Consider the following 20,318-nt stretch of genomic DNA (forward strand, 5'->3'; position numbering starts at 1 on the left):
TGATCAACTTGGGATTGATGGAGGGGCGGCCAAGGTGGCTGAAGAACGGGCACAGCGCATCCCGAAGACTGTAACCGTCAAGAAACAGATCGATCTCTCGCAGCATGTGAGTGGCCGGGACGCGCCGCTCCAGATCGGACTAGTAGAACGGCTGCGCCGGTTGCTCCCTGCCTGCCCATCATCCCGAAATCCTCCCATCCCAGTATATTTGAGTGAATCGAAAGACCTGCCGCACTACAACACAGACTTTTTCAACGGTAGGAGCGGAGAGCGGCCGTTCGCTGCGACTGCGACGATCGGCAGCCATCCGCAGTGAAGCGGACATGGACACGCTGAGTTCGTTTCACAAAATCCGCCATTCAGGTTGATTGCAAAGACCCGCCGCTCCGACGCTCTCGCGACATCCAATCTCCCGGCGATTGCCGCATCGCAGCGTTTCGAATTTCTGGAACACGGGGCATTTGAATAGCGCTACGCGCTCTCAGGACATCCGGGAGGCTCCCCCTTGCAATGGCGCCCTCATCGATCGTCCGCCTATCCCATCTGATCTGCAAGCCGCGTTGCGACGCAGCGAAACGGCATGAAGGCCACTCTATGCACGCGTTGATTGTATGCTACGCTCTCCTCAAGATTTGAATCACTATTTCCCGTGGGAGGCCAATGGCTTCCCTGTGAGGACGGCAAAAATTGCAGGCCGTCCTGAATGCGATTAACGGAGGTATGAAATGCATCTATTCACATCCAGTTTCACCATAGCGGTCCTGCTCTCGACCGCGGCTTTCGCGCAGGACCGCACGCGCCTGCCGATGACGTCCCCAGATGTTCCCAAATACACCGAACTCGACGCGCGGGACGCGGAAGCGCCGCCGCCTTGGTCCATTGAAGCGCCCGAAGGCGCGCCGAACGTGGTCCTCGTGCTGATTGACGACATGGGGTTTGGCCACAGCAGCACCTTCGGTGGTCCGATCCCGATGGAGACAGCCGATGCACTCGCCGAGGAAGGGCTTCGCTTCACCCGGTTTCATACGACCGCGCTCTGCTCGCCCACCCGGGCCTCTCTGCTGACCGGTCGCAATCATCACAGCAACAACATGGGGAGCATCACGGAGTCGGCCACGGCCTTCCCGGGCAACACGGGCATCATTCCGGAGAGCAGCGCAACCATCGCGGAAGTGCTGAAGCTCAATGGCTACAACACGGCGCAATTCGGCAAGAACCACGAAACCGCGTCTTGGGAAGTCAGCAATTCCGGCCCCTTCACCCGCTGGCCGATTTACCGGGGCTTCGAGAAGTTCTTTGGCTTCATGGGGGGCGAGACCAACCAGTTCTATCCCGCGGTCTACGACGGAACCACCAAGATCGAAGTCGACTCCGAAGATCCGGATTACCACTTCACCGAAGACATGACGGATCAGGCGATCGCCTGGATGAAATCCCAGAAATCGCTGACCCCGGACAAGCCGTTCTTCATGTATTACGCGCCGGGCGCAACGCATGCCCCCCACCAGCCGCCGGCCTCCTACATCGACCGCTACAAGGGCAAGTTCGACGACGGCTGGGATGCCTATCGGGAGAAGACGCTGGCCCGGCAAATCGAGCTCGGCGTCGTGCCGGAAGGAACCCAGCTCCCCCCCAAGCCCGAGTTCATCAAGGACTGGGATACGTTGAGCGACCTCGAGAAAGAGATTTTCGCTCGTCAGATGGAGATTTTCGCCGCCTTCGCGGAACACACCGATGATCAGGTCGGACGTCTCTATGCGGCGATCGAAGACCTGGGCATCGCGGAGGATACGCTCTTCATCTATATCCTCGGGGATAACGGGGCGAGCCCCGAGGGCGTAGCCAACGGGCTGCTGAACGAGAACACCTATTTCAACAATGTCGAGGAAACCCTGGACGAAGTCGCGCAGCAGCTCGACAAGCTGGGGACGCGTGACTCCTTCAGTCACTTCGCGGCGGGTTGGGCCGTCGCGGGCAGCACGCCGTTCAAGTGGACCAAGCGCATCGCCAGCAATTTCGGCGGCACCCGGAACGGCATGATCGTGGTCTGGCCCGGGCATGTCACCGAGCCGGACGCAGTGCGCAGCCAGTTCTCCCACGTGATCGACATCGCCCCCACGATCTACGAAGCGGCAAAGGTTCCTGCGCCTGATGTCGTCAATGGCGTGACGCAGAAACCGCTCGAGGGTTTCAGCATGCTGGAGACCTTCACCAATCCGGCCACGCCCGAGTTCCACAAGACCCAGTACTTCGAGATCGTCGGGAACCGGGCGATCTATCACGACGGCTGGGTCGCGGCCACGGTGCATAGCGAACCCTGGGCAGACGCGCCCCGGACGACACTGGCCGACGATATCTGGGAGCTCTACAACGTCGACGAGGACTTCAGCCAAAGCAATGATCTGGCGACGGAGCAGCCCGAGAAGCTGGAAGAGCTGAAAGTGCTCTTCATGAGTGAGGCCGAGAAATACAACGTGCTGCCGATTGACGACCGCACGATCGAGCGTCTGGACGCCGCGACGGCCGGTCGGCCCAGCCTGATGGACGGGCGCAAATCGCTCACGGTCTATGAAGGCATGTATCGCATGATGGAGAATGCCTTCATCAACGTGAAGAACCAGAGCAGCACCTACACGGCCGAAGTGGAGGTCGACGAGGGGGCGAACGGTGTCATCCTGGCCATGGCCGGCAAGTTCGGCGGCTACAGCCTCTACATGATGGATGGCAAGCCGGCGTTCACCTACAACTGGGTCGGCAAGGAGCAGTACGACATCATCAGCGACACGGCCGTTCCGGCGGGTGAGCACACCCTTCGGTTCGAGTTCGCCTACGACGGGGGCGGCTTGGGCAAGGGCGGCACGCTGAGCATTTTCATCGACGATGAGAAGGCGGGCGAAGGCCGGATCGAGAACACGAACGGCTACATGTACTCGCTTGACGAAGGTGCTGACGTCGGCTTCGACGAAGGCACCAATGTCAGTGACAACTACGGCATTGCCGTCCACGACAACGCCTTCACCGGGACGATCAACTTCGTTCGCATTGACGTCGAATAGACCTTAAGGCGATCTTTGGCAGCCGCGCCCCGACTGAATTCGGTGGCGCGGCTGTCTGTTTGGTTTTCATCTCATCGCCGACATTCGACTGACGCAGCGGGGTGTGCGCTGTCCTGGATGCTATGTTCACGGCGCACAGGCTTTCGGTCTCCCAAATGGCGAAGGGATGCTTGTCACGTTGCAGCGAAAGGCAGCCCGGCATGCTCGGTGGTCGCCCAAGGGTCGCGGTGGGGCGGTCCGCTCCGATCTCGAGGACGGATCTGGACAGGGGTAAGGTTCAGGCTGACACCGACCATCTGTCACGCCTGACACGAAGGTCGGCTTTGGGCCGAAATCGACGTGGTTCCCAGGTTCGGATGCTCAAGGAAGGATGCCCCCTTCCCGGCCGTAGCGGCCTGCCCGGAGGCCTCGGCACGAGTGACAATCACTTCCGCGTAGCTGCCGCCCGAACCTGGCGCAAGCCTAGCGGCCCCAGACGAGCCGTCGGATTGGTTCTGCCCATAGCGATCGCGCGGCCGCCCAACCAGTGATGGTCGTTAGACTTCCCGCCACGCACCCCCATTGTCTCGCTCGCTATAGAGATGATGCGCGTCGCGCAGTTCTTGAAAATTCGAGGTAGCAAATGACCATCAAGCCCCACGCTGACAGTGCATTGGCGAAGTACGTCGATCGTCGTGTACTGGAATTGAAGACCAAAAAGTCACAGGCAGAAATCGCCGCAGAGGCCGGCTTCGTCAATCCGAATATGATCACGATGCTCAAACAGGGAAGTACCAAGCTCGCACTTGACCGGGTACCCTCCCTGGCCAAGGCACTCGACACCGACAAAGCCTACTTGATGCAGCTCGCGCTTGAGCAGGCAGTCGGAGGGACGGCGGCTCAGGCGATTATGGAAGCCTTCGGAGAGCCGGTCACTGCAAACGAACTCGGTTGGCTGGAGGCCATTCGCGACGCATCGTCCGGTTCCGACCCCCGTCTCACGAGCCGGGCGCGCACAGCCCTCTTCGCGATCTTCGGTCGCTAGGGCTTCACGACGTAGAGATGCGGAAGAGCGACGGCCGCCAAGGGTTGTCATGGGGTTTACTCGGGTTGACATAGCGCCGCCCCATGTAAACCCCGTACACCCAAAAGAGGGCATTTTGACCCCGAAAATGGCCTCTAGGGTTTACCTAAAGTTTACCTAAAGTTGACAGATCCGACCCGAAAATCCCGTTTTTCCGGATTCATGTAAACCCTGCGCAACCCAGAACACCAAGAAAACAAGGATTTCGTGTAGCAGCGCACCAGAACAGAACCCCAAGAGCGATAGAACACCGACAGCAAAGAGACAGAGGATCGCATCGAGAGAGCAGCACAGCGCGCCCTAGAGCGCAGAGACAGCACAGACATAGGCCAGGTAAGCGCAGATGCGTCAGTGCGACGAGCGTTGCGACCACGCAGGGGACAAGGCCGCAGCTGGGAAGGGGTTCGAGAGGTGCACGGTGGGGCAACACACAACGCATGCCGCTGTTCGTCCACAGGAGCGCTTGTTGCCGCTAAGCGGTATGCCCGGTTCTCCTGACCCGGCGCGCAGCCTCCGCAACTGCCCGAGTCTGACGGAAAGGGAGGCGTACTAGCCAGCCCAACCTCCGCGAAGGGTCGCATGGCGCGCCTTGGTTTCTGCGTGTGCGTCGACGGACATCGAACGAAAGCAAGGGAGAGCCTAGACCCGGTCGATGAGTTCCTTGGGGGGGTCGGATAGGAAATCTCACCCCCTTGCACGCATCCCGACGCACAACTTGCTATAAGGACATGTGGCACTAGAGAATGAGGAACAGGCCACGATGAACATCACCCAGCAGCAGGCACACGACGACCAGCAGCCGCACAAGCTCGCAGTCGGCTACGTGCGCGTCTCAACTGAAGGTCAGCAGCAGAACGGCATCAGCCTGGACGCACAGCGGAAGGCCATCGAAGAGTTCGCGGAGAAGGCTGGCTTCAGCCTGATCGAAATCTATGAGGACGCGGCCTCCGGCGTCGGCGAGCGCAACCTTCATCGCCGTGTAGGGCTGCAGCGCGCTCTGGAGCACGTTGTGGCGTGTGACGGCCATCTTCTCGTCTGGAGCTGGGACCGCCTGTCTCGCTACTCCGCTTTCGAGAAACAGGTCGCCAAGTCTCTTCGCATCATCAGCGTCGCGGATGAGGAACGGATTTCCTCCGCAGCACGCGCGGCGCATCTTAAGCGTGCTGAAGCTCTCGCCGAAGGGATTTCCAAGGCGACCAAGAAGGGCATGGCTCAGAAGAAAGCAGAAGGCGCGGTCTTCGGCAATTCAGAGATACGCAAAGTACAGCTCCTGGGCACAGCTGCGAACGCCCGTGCTGCCGAAGCCCTGCAGCAGCAGATCATGGAAGTGCTTCGCGAACTTGGCAATCTCTCGTCGGCGACACGTCGTACAATGGCCCGCCTCCTGAATGAGAAGGGCATCCGGACACTGCACGGAAAGCCCTGGACTGAGTCTCGAGTGACAATCCCGCTGCGTAAAGCGAAAGCCCGTCTCAAGGGTGAAGGGCCGGGAGACTACTCCGATCACCCGAATTTCGGGATATTCTGATACCCGGCGAGGAATGGCTCTGCTCACGCGGAGAGCTGTACGGGTTCACCATGGTCGAAGAGAAGTCCTAGGTAACCCCGCACAACGCGAAGGGGATCGTGCCATTCTGCGGCGCGATCCCGGAACCAGACCTCCTGTAGCCGTCCCTCATACAGTCCGCATCGGTCTTGTCGATGCGTTCTGGCGCACCACCCCTCCTGAGGAAGAGCCCATACCTGTGTACTAGCCGCCTGTTGGGTTGCGCCTGTGCGCGCCGAGCATAGAGACAGATCGCAATCGCCTTTCTGGGGCTGACACCCATCCTGCAAACAAGAATGCGCTTGGGAGTCGGCATGGAAAAAAATGGTACGAAGACTGCTTGCATATGAAACCAGAGAAGCTCCTCGGAGAAGTTCGAACTCGCGGCCAGGAATGGGAGCAAGAGCGGGCTGAGACGCGTCGGCTGATCGCCGAGGCCTCTCGCCTGCGGCTCAGCACGATCCTATTGCCAGCTGTGATTGCCGTAGGCCTCATGGTGGTGACTGCCACGTTGACTCTGCTCGTCGTGTGATCAGACCGAAACGACCGATCCGGCGGATGGAACGCCGGAGTAGATGATCCGGAACGCCAGGGGGGCTAGCGGGTATTCGAGGGCTGCAATCTAAGCCAGCGTGAGACCACAGCGGTACGCCGACTGCATGACGTTGGAAGGAAGGCCGCAGGATCATCCTTGCGGGGCAGTCTGTCCGTCCGTTCTGTTCTGCCTTCAGGGTTTGATCTACCGGAGTAGCTATGCACGCAGGCAGTCGTTGGTGCAGCTGTCGGGTTCCGTGAAGCCCCGCCCGATCCGCGACCACGCGAAGGCCGTCAACAAGAGGGTTCCGGCACCCGCGACGATAAAGGGCAGTTGAAGCGCAAGCGGACGGCCGATCACCGGCTCGCCCATGCGCACCAATAGGCCCGAGAGCGCCAGGCCAACCGGCATCATGCCCCAGGTTGTGAGCCGGTAGAGCGACGTGACCCGCCCAAGGATCGCATCGGGGATCATCCGTTGCCGGAACGCGACCGAGACGGAATCCCAGGTCACGCCGAATAGCGCAAAGGCGGCCATCAGCACCGTGAGGCTGATCGCTCCGGGCATCAGCGGGATCAGCGCAAAGCAAAGGGAGCTGAGCAGCAGCGCCCATTGCGCGGTGACACCACGCCCGAAGCGCGCGGCAGCCGGCCCGCCAAGCAGACCGCCAGCCACACCGCCCACCGCGCCCATGGCCAGGATCAGGCCGTAGGTCCTCGGTCCGGCATTCAGGTTTTCCTGCACGTGCAGGACAAGCGCCATGACGACCATCTGGTGGCACATGTTCCACAGCCCGGTCAGCACGGCCAGCATCCGCAGCATCGGCCGCTGGATCAGGAAATCGAGGCCTTGGCGGAACTCTCGTTTCCAGTCCCGCTGTACCCGGTTCGGATCGCGGGCCTTCAGGTTCAGCCCGGATACCAGGATCACGGCAAGACCATAGGCCAGAACGTTGAAGGCAAAGGGCAGCATCAGCGCCTCGGCGATCAGGAAGGCCCCGACGGCTGGACCGGCAAGGGCGTTGGCCGTCAGCTCGGCGCTCCAGAGCTGGCCATTCGCGCTTTCGAGTTTGTCCGAGCGCACCAGTGAGGGCAGGACGGTCTGAGCGGCATTGTCGCGAAAGACCTCGGCCGCGCCGATCAGCAGCGCGCAGAGGCCAAGCGCGATGAAAAGTCCGGCGTCGGCCACCCCGGCATCCGGCGCAGGGGGCAGGGGGGTCGCCAGGTGAATGGCGATCGTCGCGCCGACAAAGGCGACGGCGCGGAGAGTGTCGGCGCTCAGGATCAGGGCCTTGCGGCTCACCCGATCGGTGATGATGCCTGCGGGGATGGCAAAGATTGCCCACGGCAGGCGCAACGCGATGGGGATCAGGGCCACCAAGAGCGGATCGCGTGTCAGCAGGGTTGCCACCCAGGCCCAGGCCACCACCGCGATCCCGTCGCCAAGGTTGGTCGAGGCGCTGGCGGCAATGAACCGGGGCAGCGGATGGTCTTTGGAAAACAACGGCATGGGTCAAACCTCGTGACACGATGGTCCCGCAGTGGGGGCGCGGGAGCGGTGGCAGTGTAGGGGGTGGCGCGCGGGCGCGACAAGGGTGCGGGGCCGTACGCTGCCCGCAGACCTGACGTCACGGCCAAAAGGCGCCCGCGCCGGGGCGGTGGGCCGGACCGGGACGCGGACCCGGGGTGCGGTCAGCTATCGCCCCGGGCGGTGGGATGATGGGCTGTCCGCACAAGTGCCAGCCTGTGGGGCCCCGCGCTGAGGCTCAGGCATGCGGCGGGGTCCGGGTACGGGGCAGCCGGGGCGTCGTGCACGGTGATCTCCTGTCCCGGATCGAGATTGCCAAGGTAGACAACGTCGCGCATCGCGAGCGCTCCGCTCCCGGGCCGGGCGCGTTCCGCGATGGCCGAGAAGGTCGGAAAATAGAGCAGCCCAACCGCGTTGAAGTCGAGCGCCGGCACCGGCTGGTAGTGCAGCCGCAGGGGCCCGGTCATGGGCGCCTGTCTCGCATGGCGCGCCATGGTGCGCGCCGCGCCATGCTGGCGCAGCAGGCCCGGTGTGGCCGGCGCAAGCGATCCCAGCCCGGACAGGGTACTGCGCAGCAATCGCCGGTTCGACCCGCTGCCATCATGGCGCAGAAAGCACGAGATCATGCGCAGGCTGCCAAGCGGCCCCTCTGCGCCCTGAAAGACATGTTCCGATCCCAGCCGGTTCGGGCCGATCTGATGCAGGCTCGACGTCACCTCGAACGTCGTGCCCAGAAGCGGGCCGCGCGGCGGGGCCAGGCGCAGCTCGGTCGCGCAGAAGGCGGCGTAGACGGGGTGCCCTTCGGCGTCGTGAAAGGCGATGCCCTGCTGGTTCCGCGCCTTGGCGATCAGCGCCCAATGTCGGTCGCCGGCGTCGCGCAGCAGCCACTGCTCGGACAGGCCATAGGGCGCAAGCTGCTGCATCCCCAGCAACAGGCGATCCCGCAGCACGATGGCGCGCTGCGGGGGATGGGCCTCAAGGCGCGCGCAGGCGTTCATGGCGCCCCGACCGGCGCCAGTTGCGCGGCGATCTGCTCGGCCAGGTGGCGGCTGTCTTCCTCGATGCCCAGGAACCGGCCCGAGCCCCAGGTGTTCAGCCAGCCAAGCCCGATGAAGTGCAGCCCCTTCTGGGCCGTCACCCCGCGGTCAAAGACGGGTTTGCCCCGCGCGTCAAAGACATCTGCTTCGATCCAGCGATAGTCCGGCCGGAACCCGATTGCCCAGAGGATCGAGGTGATCCCGGCCTCGGCCAGATCTAGCCGGGTACGCTCTTCTGCGGGTTCCCACAGCTTGGCAAAGGGCGGCTCCTGCGGGGCGTCGATGCCTTCGCGCGCGATATAGGCGTCGATCTGGGTGCGGATCCCGACGTAGGACTTGTCGGCATCGTCCAGGTTCTTGGCCAGGTCGGGCAGGAAGGACACCGTCGTGCCGTCCATATCGGCAAGCGAGCCGTAAAGCTCCACACCCTGCTCGACATGGAAGCGGCGCAGGTCGATCTCTTTCCCGCCATCGCGGCCGGACATGTAGTGGTTGGTCTGCGTCAGCGCCTTTACTGGGTCGGGGTGGGTGGCGATGGTGATGTCGTAGTGGCCGGCATCATAAAGCCAGTCCGTCGCATCCCGTCCGCGATACTTGCGCGGCGAGCGCGGGGAGGGGCCAACGGCCAGATGCACCTCGCGACCGGCACGGGTGAAATCCTCCATCAACTGCACGCCGGACTGGCCGGTGCCCACGATCAGCACGCCGCCCGCGGGGAACTGCTCCACGTTGCGATAGTCGACAGAGTGCATCTGGAAGATCTCGGGCGACAGGTTCTGCGCATAGGCGGGTTCGATCGGGGTGTCATAGCCACCCGTGGCGATCACCACCTGGTCGCAGGTCCAGGTGCCGATCGAGGTTTCGACGACAAAGCCCTGCGCCACCGGGGCCACGCGGGTGACGGTGACGTTCTCGCGCAGGTCAGGCGCGGTCTTGTCGGCAAAGGCATCGAGGTAGTCGGTGATCTCATCCTTCAGCATGAAGCCGTCGGGATCGGTGCCGCCGTAGTCCCTGTCGTAGTGGAAGTCAGGCAGGCGGCATTGCCAGTTCGGCGTCACGAGGCAGAAGCTGTCCCAGCGGTTCAGGCGCCAGGAATGGAACTTCTGGTGCCGTTCGAAGACGATGCTGTCGATCCCCTTCTGCTTAAGGCACCAGGCGGTCGACAGGCCGGCCTGGCCGCCGCCCACGATCACGACAGGAATATGCGGGGTCTGGGTGTCTTTCATCGTCTTCGTCCTCATTGCGAGATGTCCAGGCAGGTCACGGTGCTGCCCTCCTTGTCCGGGAGGGCCGCCACGCGCGCCTCGATCCGGTCGAGCTGACCCATGGCTGAGCTGCAGGCAAATCCGTACTTCCGCTCGACTCGGTTCGAGGCGCGTTCAAGCGCCACGCGCGCGCGTTGCAGGAAGTCGGCGGTGGGATAGCTCTGGCCCGGCTCGAAAACCTCGGCCACCACGCTGGAGGGGGAATAAAGCCGCTCGGTTTCGCCGTCGGGCCAACGGACGGTCCAGTATGTTTCAGGCATGGTCTGCTCCGAGGTCGAGGTAGGGTGTCAGGGCGTGGTCCCAGAAGGGGGCGGTTTCACCGTCCCGGTTCATCGTGATGGCGCTGCCGCCGGTGATCCGGCCGATGGCCCCGGCCTCGATCCCGCGCGCGGCGAACCGGGCGCAGACGGCATGGGCGTCATCGGGGGCGACCGACAGCAGGAAGCCAAAGCTGGGAAAACTGCGCAGCCAGCGCTCCATCTCCACACCGGGCGGCAGCGTCAGGCGGTCGAGGTCGATCTCGATCCCGACGCGGGAACATTCCGCCAGCATCAGCGCCGTGCCGACGATGCCACCCTGGCTGATGTCCTTGCCCGCGCGCACCAGTCCGTCCTCGGCCAGGGCGGGCAGCAGGGCCAGATCGCGGCACAGCCGGTCGTGGGGCGCGTCGAGCGCGGCGCAGAAGTTGTCAAAGTTGCGATAGCTGCCACGATGGTCGATGGCGGCGATCAGCACGTCGCCCGGACGCGCGTCAAAGCTGGTGATCAGCCTTTGCGCCTGTCCCAGGACCGAGGCCGCCAGCCCCAGCGCAGGTGCCGCCAAGTTGGTGTGCCCGCCCACCAGCGGAACGTCATAGGCGGCAGAGGCATCGCGCAGACCCTGCAACAACGGGCGCGCCGCGTCCGCATCCGGGGCCCAGACCTGATCGATGATCGCGCTGGCGCGCCCGCCCATGGCGGCGATGTCGGACAGGTTGACCATGACAGCACACCAACCGGCGAACCACGGATCATCGCCGATGAAGGCGGGGATGAACCCCTCGCCGGCCAGCAGGTCATAGCCCCCGGCCCGTGGTAGGGCAGCGGCGTCGTCACCGGGGCGCCCGTCGCTGTGCGCCGTCAGGCCCAGTATCCGTGTCGCCTGCGCGATGCCCAGCTTCGAACGGATCGAGGGGTGGCTTTGCAGCCGCGCCGTCATCTCTGTCAGGGGCGTGCTCATCTGCGGGCCTCGCGCCGCGTCGGGCGGTGATACCAGCCCGCGACGGGATCGGTGCAGGGCGGATAATGGGCTAGGTCGGCCTGCATCCGCATGTGGGGGGTGCCGTGAATCGTCACCTGCTCCAGCGGGGACCAGCGCAGGCGGCGGAACAGGGGGACGTTCTGCATCTGGACATGGGCCAGGAAGCGGGCGCAGTCGCGCGCGTTCGCGGTGCAGACGGCCAGGCGGATCAGCTCGGCCCCCAGCCGGCCAACGGCGCGAAAGTCGCTGTCCACCGCCAGGCGCGATCCCCACCAGAGACCGGGTGACTCTTCGTGGATGCGCACGGTGCCGACCACCTGATCAGCCTCGTGGGCATAGGTCGACAAGGCCACCAGGTGGGTGGCGATCAGGTCGATTTCGTCCCGGTCGTGGGTGGGAAAGATCCCCTGTTCTTCGACGAAAACCCGGTGGCGCAGCCGGGCCGCGCCCTCCGCCTCGAAGCGTTTCGAGGCGGCGCGGATGTAGTATCCGGGGCTCTGGAACTGGCGCTGCTCAAGCTCGATCATGCGGGCAGCCCCTTGAGCGTTTTCAGCGTCTCGTAGGACGAGAGTGCCGAGCAGGCGCCGCATTTCCCGCAACCGGCCTTCATCTCGGACGAGCGGATGCCGGCCCGGGCGATCATCTGCCCAAGGGGGTGCAGGATCGAGGCCATGAAGGCGGCCGAGGGCGCGGGGTGACTTTCCAGCGGCGTGCCTGAAATCGGGACGAAGGGCACGACGAAGGGATAGACCCCCATCGCGCACAGCTTTTCACCCATCTCGAGGATCGCCTCGCGCGTGTCGCCAAGACCGGCGAGGATATAGGTCGACACCTGGCCGCGGCCAAAGACCTTTACCGCCGCCTCGAAGCTGGAAAAGTATTTCTCCAGCGGGACCGATGCCTTGCCCGGCATGATGCGTTCGCGCACCTCGGGCGTCACCGCCTCCAGGTGCATCCCCAGCGTGTCGATGCCGGCATCGAACATGCGTTGGTGCCAGATGTCGTCCTCGGGCGGTTCGCACTGGCCCTGCAGCGGCAGATCGACGGCGGCCTTGATCGCGGCGGCGCTTTCGCACAGCACATGGGCGCCCCGGTCCTTGCCGGCAGGCGTGCCGGTCGTCAGCACCATGTGGGTCACGCCGTCCAGTTCCACCGCGGCCTTGGCGACTTCGGCCAGTTGCTGCGGCGTCTTGTGCGCGATGGTGCGCCCCGCCGCCAGGCTTTGCCCGATCGAGCAGAACTGGCAGGTCTTCTTGCGGCTTTCGTAGCGGATGCAGGTCTGCAGGACGGTCGTTGCCAGCACGTCCTTGGAATGCAGCGCCGCGATATGGCTGTAGGGAATGCCGTCGGCGGTCTTGAGTTGGTAGAACTTCGCGCGGGTCGGGAAACGCACCAGCGCCACCTCGGCCCCGTCGCGGGTGACGCGGGCCTGGCCGGTGTCATCCGGCGCCTCGACCAGGTAGGGGCTGTCAAAGCTGGGGGCCGTGTGCACCGGGATCATCACCGTACGGTCCCCGATGGTGATTGCCTTGTGGTCGGACGGACCGGCGCCGCCCCGGCGGCTTTCGTGACCGGCGCTGGGGTCCACCAGGCGCATTCCGTGGGTCTGCAGTTCGTTGATCAGTGCAGCGGTATCAAGCATCGGCGGCGTCCTCCTCTGGCTGGGGCTCGGGGGTGGCGAGTGGGGCAAGGGTATGGCGGGTCAGTGCGGGGCGCGTGTCATGCAGCAGCGACAGCAACTCGGGGCGGGCATAGTGGCCGACGCTGTCCATCATGCGCTTGCGCTTGGCGACAAGGCGCATGTCGAGGTCGGCGATCAGGATGCCCTCGCCCTCGGTCAGCGGCTCTGCCAGGTGGCGGCCTTCGGGCGAAATGATGCAGGTCATGCAGCCCGAGCGCATGGCCTTCTGCAACTTGGGGTCCGGGTGGATCTGGTTGATCTGTTCCTCGGTCAGCCAGCCGGTGGCATTGACGACGAAACAGCCGGATTCCAGCGCATGGTGGCGCATGGTCACCTCGATCTGGTCGCGAAAGATGTCGCCCACCAGCGAACCGGGATAATGCCCGGCGTGGATTTCCTCGTGTTGGGTCATCAGCGCATAGCGGGCGAGCGGATTGTAGTGTTCCCAGCAGGCCAGCGCGCCGACGCGCCCTACCTTGGTATCGACGACCTTGAGCCCGGCGCCGTCGCCCTGACCCCAGACCATGCGCTCGTGGTACGTCGGGGTGATCTTGCGCCGCTTCAGCGCCAGCGTGCCGTCGGCGTCAAAGATCAGCTGCGCATTGTAGAGAGAGCCGTGGTCGCGTTCGTTCACGCCCAGCACGACCACCACGCCCCGCTTGCGCGCCGCATCGGCCACCGCCTGGGTTTCTGGCGAGGGAACGACGACCGCCTCGGTCATCAACTCCAGGTGCGGGGCGCCCTGCTGAACGGGGGGCAGGACGAAGCTGAAGTAGGGGTAATAGGGCACGAAGGTTTCGGGAAAGACGATGAATTGCGCCCCCTTGTCCGCGGCGTCAGTGATGGCGTTCAGGACCCGTTCGATCGTGCCCGCGCGGCCCGAAAGATCCGGTGCGATCTGCACTGCGGCGGCGCGGATGGTGTCTGTTCTCATGTGTCACCTCTTGGGGTTGCTCTGACGCGGGTCGAAAAATCCGGGCCGGGGAGGGGAGGGACCCCGGCCCGGCAGGGATCACACCGTCCAGGTGTCCAGGATGACGGCGTTGGCCTTCTTGTGCAGAAGGATGCAGTCCAGCACGTCCTGCGGTGCGATCGGGGTGATGCCCGGCAGCAGCGAGGGTTCGCCGTGGCCGTAGAGCGCCTGCAGCGCAAAGCGGCAGGCGTAGACCTTGCCGCCCTCGGCCATGAACTTCTTGAGGTTCACGGCAAAGTTCTGGTGGCCGGGGAAGGCCTCGTCGCCCAGCGTCGGGAAGCCGCGCTGGATGCCCAGGGTCACGCCGGGTCCGTAGAGCAGGATCGACGTCTCATAGCCCTTACGATTGAGGCGGATTGCATTGAGAATGTTGACCAGACCGATGGAGCCTTCGAAGGCCACCGTATGGAAGGTGACAAGGGCCTTTTCGCCTTCGTCCGCCTTTACGTCCTCGAACACTTTCTCTTCGTAGTTGACGAAAAAGTCCCCGTCCTTGTGCGCTTCCTTGGTAACAGCCGGCATCTTGCCCTCCGTGTTGCTGTGTTGTGGTGCGTGTGGGGACAGGATGTTTGCGTGTCATTGAGTGAATCAATCAGCAGTGCAAAGTGCATACAATATAAGTTGTATTGCGGATGCGTTTTGCGAGAAATTTGAGCATTGGGCCGGTGGAATCGCGGTGTTCCGCCGGTGGGGCTGGCGACTCATCCGTGAAAATACGCCGAAATACATACAATCCCCCTTCAATTGAGGGAATCAATTCGCTAAGGGGAATGTGACAGGAGTGCTTGCAAATGATTGATTGGTCGCCCGAGGGGATCGACACCGGGAAACCCCGCTACCTCGCGATTGCGGATGCCATCGCGCGTGACATCCAGTCGGGACAGCTGGGCAGCGGCGACCGGTTGCCGCCGCAACGCCGGCTGGCGACCACCTTGGGGATCGACTTCACGACCGTCTCGCGCGCCTATTCCGAAGCGCAGGCGCGCGGCCTGGTCACCAGCCACGTCGGGCGCGGCACTTTCGTCAGCGAACGCGCCGGCGCCCCGGCAGAGGATCCCGAGCGCAAGCGCGCCGAGGATCTGTCGATGAACATGCCGCCCGAGCCGACCGACCCCGAGCTGGTGGGGCGTATGAAGGGCGGGCTCGACTATGTCTCGGCCAACCTGATCGACCTGCTGCGCTACCAGGCGCCCATCGGCACGGAACGGGATCGTACGGCCGCGTCCAGCTGGCTCAGCATGCGTGGCATGGTCCCCTCGATGGAGCGGGTGGCCGTGACGCCCGGCGCCCATGCCACCATGGCCGCCATCCTGTCGATCATCACCAAGCCTGGCGATACCGTGCTGTGCGAAAGCGTGACCTATCCCGGTATCCGCAATATCGCGGCACGCTTCCGGGTGAACCTTGTCGGGCTCGAGATGGATGAACACGGGGTCACGCCCGCGGCGCTGGACACTTCGATCCGAGAGCATTCCCCCAAGGCACTGTACCTGAACCCGACCCTGCAGAACCCCACGACGCTGACCATTCCGGTCGAGCGGCGGCTGGAGCTTGCGGATGTGCTGCGGACCCATGAGTTGACGCTGATCGAGGATGACGCCTATGGCTTCATCCCCGCCAAGGCGCCGGCGCCGATCGCGCTGTCCGCCCCGGACCTGACCTGGCACATCGGCGGGCTGGCGAAATGCATCGGGGCCGGGCTGCGGCTCGCCTTTACCATCGCGCCCTCGCCGCGCTGTGCCCTGCGGCTGGCGCAGGCGATCCGGACGCTGTCGGTCATGCCCTCGCCACTGTCCATGGCGCTGACGACCCAGTGGATCGAGGATGGCACCGCCGACGGCATCCGCCGCTTCATTCGGTCCGAAAGCGCCGCCCGTCAGGCCATCGCACGCGAGGCGCTGGAGGGGGTCGACTATGTGACGGCCGAGAACGCGTTTAACATCTGGCTGACCCTGCCGCCGGGCGTGGGGCGCGCCGATGTGGTGGCGCGGATGGCGGGCCGGTCGCTGGGGTTGATGCCCTCGGACGCCTTTACCGTCGCCGGTCAGCCGGGGGAAAAGCTGCGGGTCTGCCTTGGTGGATCGGTCACCCGTGAAGGCCTGCGGGACAACCTCTACCTGCTGGCCAACACGCTGTCGCCGCATGCCTTCATGGGCTGAGCGCTAGCCAAGCCGTTCCGCCAGAAAGTCGACCAGCGCCCGCACGCGCGCGGGCAACGGCGGCTCGCCGACAAAGACGGCGTGCACCGGATGCGCCTCGCCGGCGGCGTGGCTGGCAAGCACCTCGCGCAGGCGACCGGCCTGCAGGTCTTCCTCGACCGCAAACCGGGCGACACGCGCGATGCCAAGCCCGGCAACCGCCATCATCCCCAGGGCTTCGCCGCTGTTGGCCTGATAGCTGCCGTTGACCAGCACCTCGTGCGGCTGCCCGTTCGTGCAAAAGGGCCAGCGGGCGCGGGACGGATCGAAGTTGAACAGCAGGCACTGATGCTGGCGAAGATCGCCCGGCTGGCGTGGCGTCCCCCAGCGGGCCAGGTAACTGGGCGCGGCGACGATCACCATCGGCTCGTCCGCCAGCTTGCGCGCCATGAGGGCGCTGTCGCGCAGCGGGCCAAAGCGGATGGCCACATCGGTGGCGCCCTGGGCCGGGTCCTCCATCAGGTCGGTCAGGGTCAGGTCGATCTGCACATCGGGATAGAGCCGGGCAAAGGGTTCCAGCAGCGGCACGATCCTGAGCCTCCCGTGGGAGACCGCAGCCGACAGTCGCAGCAGGCCCGAGGGCCCCTTGTCCGCGCTGATCTCCTCCTCCGCGGTGTCGAGATCGGCCAGGATGCGGCGCGCGATCAGGCCATAGCGCTGGCCTTCCTGCGTCAGCTTCAGCGCGCGGGTCGAGCGGGTCAGCAGGCGCACGCCAAGGCGCGCCTCGGTCCGGTCCAGGGTCCGGCTGACGCCGGAAGGGGTCATGCCAAGGCGGCGCGCCGCGGCCGAAAAGCTGCCTTCGTCCTGCACGGCGACAAAGACCTCCATCGCACGCAACCGATCGGGGGAGGGGATCATCTTTGACTCCAGATCACAGATGGATTGCCTGGTGGGGTTCTAAACGCGGGGTCGGATTTCGTCCATAGCGGGGCCAACGCCCCCGATGCCCTGCATGCGGGGCCTTGTCCGTATGAAAGGCTGCACAGATGAAACTGAACCCGGCGCTTGCCGCGCTTTCCCTTGGATCTTTTGCCATCGGCCTGACCGAGTTCTCGCCGATGGGCCTGTTGCCAACGATTGCGGGGGACCTGGCTGTATCCATCCCCGATGCGGGGCTGATCGTGACCGCCTATGCCTTTGGGGTGATGATCTTTGCCCCGGTGGTCACGCTGGCCGGCGCACGCATGGCGCGCAACCGCCTGTTGATCCTGCTGGCGCTGGTGCTGGCGGCGGGCAACCTGCTGTCCGCGGCCGCGCCATCCTTTGCCGTTCTGCTGGTGGCGCGCGTGTTGTCTGCGCTGTGTCAGGGCACCTTCTTTGGCGTGGGGGCCATCGTGGCGGCCGGGCTGGTGGCGCTGGGCCGTCAGGCGGGGGCCGTGGCGGCGGTCTTCATGGGGCTGACCGTGGCCAATGTCATCGGTGTCCCCGCCATGACCTGGCTGGGCGAAGCGACCGCGTGGCGGCTGCCCTTTGTCGTGATCGCCGCATTGGGGGTCCTGACCGCGCTGGCGCTGAGCCGCGCCTTGCCGTCGATCCCCGCGCCTGAAGGGGCGGACGTGCGCAAGGAAATCGGCGTCATGCTGAGCCGCCCGGTCCTGTTCGCGCTGGGGATGACGGTGCTGACCTCGACGGGGCAGTTCACGGTGTTCACCTATGTCGCGCCCATCCTGCAGGATGCCACGGGCGCCTCGGGCGGGCTGGTGACGCTGGCGCTGGTGGTGATCGGCCTGGGGATGAGCGTGGGCAACGTGCTGGGCGGGCGCGCGGCGGACAGGTCGCTGCGGGCGACGCTGATCGGCACGCTGGTCGGGCTGATCGTCCTGCTGGCGATCCTGCCGCTGGCATTGCCTCACGTGGTGCCGACGCTTGCGCTGCTGTTCATCTGGGGCGGGCTCTGCTTTGCGCTGGTGCCGACGATGCAGATGCGCGTGATGGGGGCGGCGGGCGACGCGCCCAGCCTGGCGTCCTCGGTCAACATCGGGGCGTTCAACCTGGGCAACGGTCTGGGCGCGCTGGTCGGCGGCATGGTGATCCGCCTGGGCCTTGGCTATCCCGACATCGCGCTGGCGAGCGCGGTCGTCTTCGCGATCCCGCTGGGGATCGTCCTGCTGCAGGGTCGGGGCCGCGCGCAAGCGACGGTGTGATCCTTCCGTACCCCGTGAACAGGAAAGGCAGCGCCGTGGCGCTGCCTTTGTCGTCTAGGCCGTGAGGTCGATCACTTGGTCGGCCAGGGTTGGCAGACCTCATCCACGTTTTCGGCGGTGACCATGGGGTGGGGGACGTAGACCGATTTCGGCATCTCCGCGCCGGTGAACAGGTCGACCATGGATTGCACGGCAAAGGTCGCCTCATCCACGGGCGATTGCAGGACGGTCCCGTATTGCAGGCCGGCCTTGATGTTCTTGATGCCCACCGGTTCGCAGCCGTCGCCGATCATCGCCATCTGGGTCGGGTCGAGGCCGGCGCGCTCGGCCGCGATCAGCACGCCCTGCATCATGATGTCCTCGGCCGCGTAGACGCCCTTGATCTGGTCGCCGTACTTGGTGAAGAGGCCCGCCGCGGCCTGGGTCGAGGTGCCGGTGTCCCAGTTGCCGGGCTGCGCGCCGAGGATTTCCATCTCGGGGGCCAGTTTCGCCAGCGTCTCGGTAAAGCCCTTGGTCATCGAAATCGTCTGGGCCTGGCCCACCATCCCGGTGATCATGATCACGCCGCCGGTCTTTTCCATGCCCTTGGCGTCCAGCGCCTGCACCATCAGCTGCGCCGCTTTCGAGCCACGCTCTTCGTAGTTGCCGCCCGAGTATTGCACCCAGAGGTCCTCGCGCGCCTGATCGGGCTGCACGTCGATCAGCAACAGGGGGATGCCTGCGCGCTGCACCTTGCGCATGGCGGGGAACAGGGCGGTGCCGTCGATGGTCCACATGAGGATCGCGTCGGGCTTCTTGGCGATGGCCTGATCGACCTGCGTGGCCTGCTGGGCGGCGTCGAACTTGTTGGTTACGACCTCCAGATTGATGCCCTTGTCGGCGGCCATCTTGCGGATCTGGTCGTTGTAGACGGCGCAGTATTCGCAGATGTCGTCAGCGCCGAGGAAGATCACGCTCTTGCCGTCCTGCGCCCCGTCGGCGGCCATGCCGGCCGTGGCAAGGAACGATCCGGCGAGCAGCGCGCCGAGGGTGGTCCGAAGTTTCGTCATGTCTTAGTCCTTCCTGTTGATATGTGTTTGAGGGGATTAGGCGAGCCGGGCCCGCAGCCAGGCGGCAGGCGCGCCGCCGGCCAGAACCGCGATCAGCAGAACGGCACCGTTCAGCAGCAGGATCGCCGGAGAGCTGGCACCGATCAGCCCCAGCCCGTTGTTGAGAACCGCCAGCACCAGCACGCCGATGGCGACGCCGAAGGGTCGCCCGACGCCGCCGGACAGGGCCACACCGCCCAGGATCGCGGCCGAGGCCGCCTGGAGCAGCAGGTTGGCCCCGAAGGTCGACGAGGCGCGCCCCAGCGTGATCGCCAGCAGGGCGCCCGCCAGGGCGGCGAACAGCCCGCTGAGCACGAAAGAGGTGATGATGGCGCCGGGTACGTTGGCGCCCGCCATGGTGGCGGCCTTGCGGTGACTGCCGGCGGCGATGATGTCGCGCCCCATCCGGGTGAAGGCCAGCATCAAGCCCGTTGCCACGAAGAGCGCGATGGTCAGGGTCGAGCGCGGCGAGAGCACGGCGAACCAATCCATGTTGAACGCATCGGTCAGGTCGTAGTTGGCAAAGCTGACGGCCTGTCCGCCTTCCAGCCAGACGGCGAAGCCGGACAGCAGGATCATCACGCCCAGCGTCGTCACAAGGGACGAGACGTTCAGTTTCAGTGTCACCAGGCCGTTGAACAGCCCGACCAGCGCGCCAAAGCCCAGGGCGGCCAGAAGGCCGAAAAGGGCGCTCTCGGTTCCGCATTTCAGCATGATGAGGCCGGCCACGGCGACCATCGCGCCGCCTGACAGGTCAAATTCGCCGGCCAGCATGGTCAGGGCCAATCCCAGGGCGACGAGGCCGAGCAGGGCAAAGGTTTCGCCCAGGGCATAGAGGTTGCCGGGGGCCAGGAAATAGGCGTTCGCCAGCGTGAATAGGGTGCCCATGGCCAGCAGCAGCAGCCAGCGCAGGGCCAGAAGCGGGTTTTCGGCGATGTGTTTCAGCAGGGTCATGTCTCGGTCCCT

General features: G+C 64.8%; 17 protein-coding genes. 5 read left to right on the forward strand and 12 right to left on the reverse strand.

Annotated features, from left to right (window positions below; translation table 11 throughout):
• Positions 1–725: 725 nt before the first annotated feature.
• The 3 genes from LCM32_RS13745 to LCM32_RS13755 all read left to right on the forward strand — a co-directional run bounded on the left by LCM32_RS13745 (position 726) and on the right by LCM32_RS13755 (position 5,647).
• Positions 726–3,056, forward strand: coding sequence for an arylsulfatase (locus LCM32_RS13745; RefSeq protein ID WP_224821646.1), 2,331 nt, complete (start codon positions 726–728; stop codon positions 3,054–3,056).
• 622 nt (positions 3,057–3,678) lie between these two features.
• Positions 3,679–4,080: a helix-turn-helix domain-containing protein gene (locus tag LCM32_RS13750; protein WP_224821647.1), complete on the forward strand. Its 402-nt coding sequence runs from the start codon at positions 3,679–3,681 to the stop codon at positions 4,078–4,080.
• Positions 4,081–4,879: 799 nt separating this feature from the next.
• Positions 4,880–5,647 carry a recombinase family protein gene (locus tag LCM32_RS13755; RefSeq protein WP_224821648.1) on the forward strand — a complete coding sequence of 256 codons (768 nt, stop codon included), beginning with the start codon at positions 4,880–4,882 and terminating at the stop codon, positions 5,645–5,647.
• A 769-nt stretch (positions 5,648–6,416) separates the two neighbouring features.
• On the opposite strand, the gene LCM32_RS13760 is transcribed toward LCM32_RS13755, so the two are convergent.
• The 9 genes from LCM32_RS13760 to LCM32_RS13800 form a co-directional block, all read right to left on the reverse strand.
• The gene (locus LCM32_RS13760; RefSeq protein ID WP_224821649.1) at positions 6,417–7,703 is read right to left on the reverse strand and encodes an MFS transporter; all 1,287 of its coding nucleotides are present in this window, start codon (positions 7,701–7,703) and stop codon (positions 6,417–6,419) included.
• Positions 7,704–7,891: 188 nt separating this feature from the next.
• A complete protein-coding gene (locus LCM32_RS13765) occupies positions 7,892–8,725 on the reverse strand; it encodes a Pnap_2097 family protein (RefSeq protein WP_224821650.1) in 834 nt (277 codons plus the stop codon).
• A complete protein-coding gene (locus tag LCM32_RS13770) occupies positions 8,722–9,990 on the reverse strand; it encodes an MSMEG_0569 family flavin-dependent oxidoreductase (RefSeq protein ID WP_224821651.1) in 1,269 nt (422 codons plus the stop codon). The genes LCM32_RS13765 and LCM32_RS13770 overlap by 4 nt, the downstream gene beginning before the upstream one ends.
• A gap of 11 nt (positions 9,991–10,001) precedes the next feature.
• A complete protein-coding gene (locus LCM32_RS13775) occupies positions 10,002–10,289 on the reverse strand; it encodes an MSMEG_0570 family nitrogen starvation response protein (protein WP_224821652.1) in 288 nt (95 codons plus the stop codon).
• Positions 10,282–11,247, reverse strand: a complete 966-nt coding sequence (locus tag LCM32_RS13780; RefSeq protein WP_224821653.1) for a sll0787 family AIR synthase-like protein — start codon at positions 11,245–11,247, stop codon at positions 10,282–10,284. The genes LCM32_RS13775 and LCM32_RS13780 overlap by 8 nt, the downstream gene beginning before the upstream one ends.
• Positions 11,244–11,795 (reverse strand): MSMEG_0567/Sll0786 family nitrogen starvation N-acetyltransferase, encoded by a 552-nt coding sequence (locus LCM32_RS13785; protein ID WP_224821654.1) that lies wholly within the window; start codon positions 11,793–11,795, stop codon positions 11,244–11,246. The genes LCM32_RS13780 and LCM32_RS13785 overlap by 4 nt, the downstream gene beginning before the upstream one ends.
• A complete protein-coding gene (locus LCM32_RS13790; RefSeq protein WP_224821655.1) occupies positions 11,792–12,910 on the reverse strand; it encodes an MSMEG_0568 family radical SAM protein in 1,119 nt (372 codons plus the stop codon). The genes LCM32_RS13785 and LCM32_RS13790 overlap by 4 nt, the downstream gene beginning before the upstream one ends.
• Positions 12,903–13,883: a Nit6803 family nitrilase gene (locus LCM32_RS13795; protein WP_224821656.1), complete on the reverse strand. Its 981-nt coding sequence runs from the start codon at positions 13,881–13,883 to the stop codon at positions 12,903–12,905. The genes LCM32_RS13790 and LCM32_RS13795 overlap by 8 nt, the downstream gene beginning before the upstream one ends.
• A gap of 78 nt (positions 13,884–13,961) precedes the next feature.
• Positions 13,962–14,444 (reverse strand): MSMEG_0572/Sll0783 family nitrogen starvation response protein, encoded by a 483-nt coding sequence (locus LCM32_RS13800; RefSeq protein ID WP_224821657.1) that lies wholly within the window; start codon positions 14,442–14,444, stop codon positions 13,962–13,964.
• A 269-nt stretch (positions 14,445–14,713) separates the two neighbouring features.
• Between LCM32_RS13800 and LCM32_RS13805 the strand changes: the two genes are divergently transcribed.
• Positions 14,714–16,081, forward strand: coding sequence for a PLP-dependent aminotransferase family protein (locus LCM32_RS13805; RefSeq protein WP_224821658.1), 1,368 nt, complete (start codon positions 14,714–14,716; stop codon positions 16,079–16,081).
• 3 nt (positions 16,082–16,084) lie between these two features.
• Here the strand turns inward: LCM32_RS13805 and LCM32_RS13810 are convergent, their stop codons facing one another.
• Positions 16,085–16,978, reverse strand: coding sequence for a LysR family transcriptional regulator (locus LCM32_RS13810; protein WP_224821659.1), 894 nt, complete (start codon positions 16,976–16,978; stop codon positions 16,085–16,087).
• Positions 16,979–17,106: 128 nt separating this feature from the next.
• Between LCM32_RS13810 and LCM32_RS13815 the strand changes: the two genes are divergently transcribed.
• Positions 17,107–18,264, forward strand: a complete 1,158-nt coding sequence (locus LCM32_RS13815) for an MFS transporter (RefSeq protein WP_224821660.1) — start codon at positions 17,107–17,109, stop codon at positions 18,262–18,264.
• Between the two features lie 71 nt (positions 18,265–18,335).
• Here the strand turns inward: LCM32_RS13815 and LCM32_RS13820 are convergent, their stop codons facing one another.
• The gene (locus LCM32_RS13820; protein ID WP_224821661.1) at positions 18,336–19,313 is read right to left on the reverse strand and encodes a sugar ABC transporter substrate-binding protein; all 978 of its coding nucleotides are present in this window, start codon (positions 19,311–19,313) and stop codon (positions 18,336–18,338) included.
• A gap of 36 nt (positions 19,314–19,349) precedes the next feature.
• Positions 19,350–20,306 carry an ABC transporter permease gene (locus LCM32_RS13825; RefSeq protein ID WP_224821662.1) on the reverse strand — a complete coding sequence of 319 codons (957 nt, stop codon included), beginning with the start codon at positions 20,304–20,306 and terminating at the stop codon, positions 19,350–19,352.
• Positions 20,307–20,318 lie beyond the last annotated feature (12 nt).

Source organism: Pseudooceanicola nanhaiensis (genome assembly GCF_020171315.1).
Classification (GTDB): Bacteria; Pseudomonadota; Alphaproteobacteria; order Rhodobacterales; family Rhodobacteraceae; genus Pseudooceanicola; species Pseudooceanicola nanhaiensis_A.

Excerpts from the sequence above, each read along its gene's own strand:
- LCM32_RS13745 (WP_224821646.1), top strand. The coding sequence starts at position 726 with ATGCATCTATTCACATCCAGTTTCACCATAGCGGTCCTGCTCTCGACC.
- LCM32_RS13750 (WP_224821647.1), top strand. The coding sequence starts at position 3,679 with ATGACCATCAAGCCCCACGCTGACAGTGCATTGGCGAAGTACGTCGAT.
- LCM32_RS13755 (WP_224821648.1), top strand. The coding sequence starts at position 4,880 with ATGAACATCACCCAGCAGCAGGCACACGACGACCAGCAGCCGCACAAG.
- LCM32_RS13765 (WP_224821650.1), bottom strand. The coding sequence starts at position 8,725 with ATGAACGCCTGCGCGCGCCTTGAGGCCCATCCCCCGCAGCGCGCCATC.
- LCM32_RS13770 (WP_224821651.1), bottom strand. The coding sequence starts at position 9,990 with ATGAAAGACACCCAGACCCCGCATATTCCTGTCGTGATCGTGGGCGGC.
- LCM32_RS13775 (WP_224821652.1), bottom strand. The coding sequence starts at position 10,289 with ATGCCTGAAACATACTGGACCGTCCGTTGGCCCGACGGCGAAACCGAG.
- LCM32_RS13780 (WP_224821653.1), bottom strand. The coding sequence starts at position 11,247 with ATGAGCACGCCCCTGACAGAGATGACGGCGCGGCTGCAAAGCCACCCC.
- LCM32_RS13785 (WP_224821654.1), bottom strand. The coding sequence starts at position 11,795 with ATGATCGAGCTTGAGCAGCGCCAGTTCCAGAGCCCCGGATACTACATC.
- LCM32_RS13790 (WP_224821655.1), bottom strand. The coding sequence starts at position 12,910 with ATGCTTGATACCGCTGCACTGATCAACGAACTGCAGACCCACGGAATG.
- LCM32_RS13795 (WP_224821656.1), bottom strand. The coding sequence starts at position 13,883 with ATGAGAACAGACACCATCCGCGCCGCCGCAGTGCAGATCGCACCGGAT.
- LCM32_RS13800 (WP_224821657.1), bottom strand. The coding sequence starts at position 14,444 with ATGCCGGCTGTTACCAAGGAAGCGCACAAGGACGGGGACTTTTTCGTC.
- LCM32_RS13805 (WP_224821658.1), top strand. The coding sequence starts at position 14,714 with ATGATTGATTGGTCGCCCGAGGGGATCGACACCGGGAAACCCCGCTAC.
- LCM32_RS13810 (WP_224821659.1), bottom strand. The coding sequence starts at position 16,978 with ATGATCCCCTCCCCCGATCGGTTGCGTGCGATGGAGGTCTTTGTCGCC.
- LCM32_RS13815 (WP_224821660.1), top strand. The coding sequence starts at position 17,107 with ATGAAACTGAACCCGGCGCTTGCCGCGCTTTCCCTTGGATCTTTTGCC.
- LCM32_RS13820 (WP_224821661.1), bottom strand. The coding sequence starts at position 19,313 with ATGACGAAACTTCGGACCACCCTCGGCGCGCTGCTCGCCGGATCGTTC.
- LCM32_RS13825 (WP_224821662.1), bottom strand. The coding sequence starts at position 20,306 with ATGACCCTGCTGAAACACATCGCCGAAAACCCGCTTCTGGCCCTGCGC.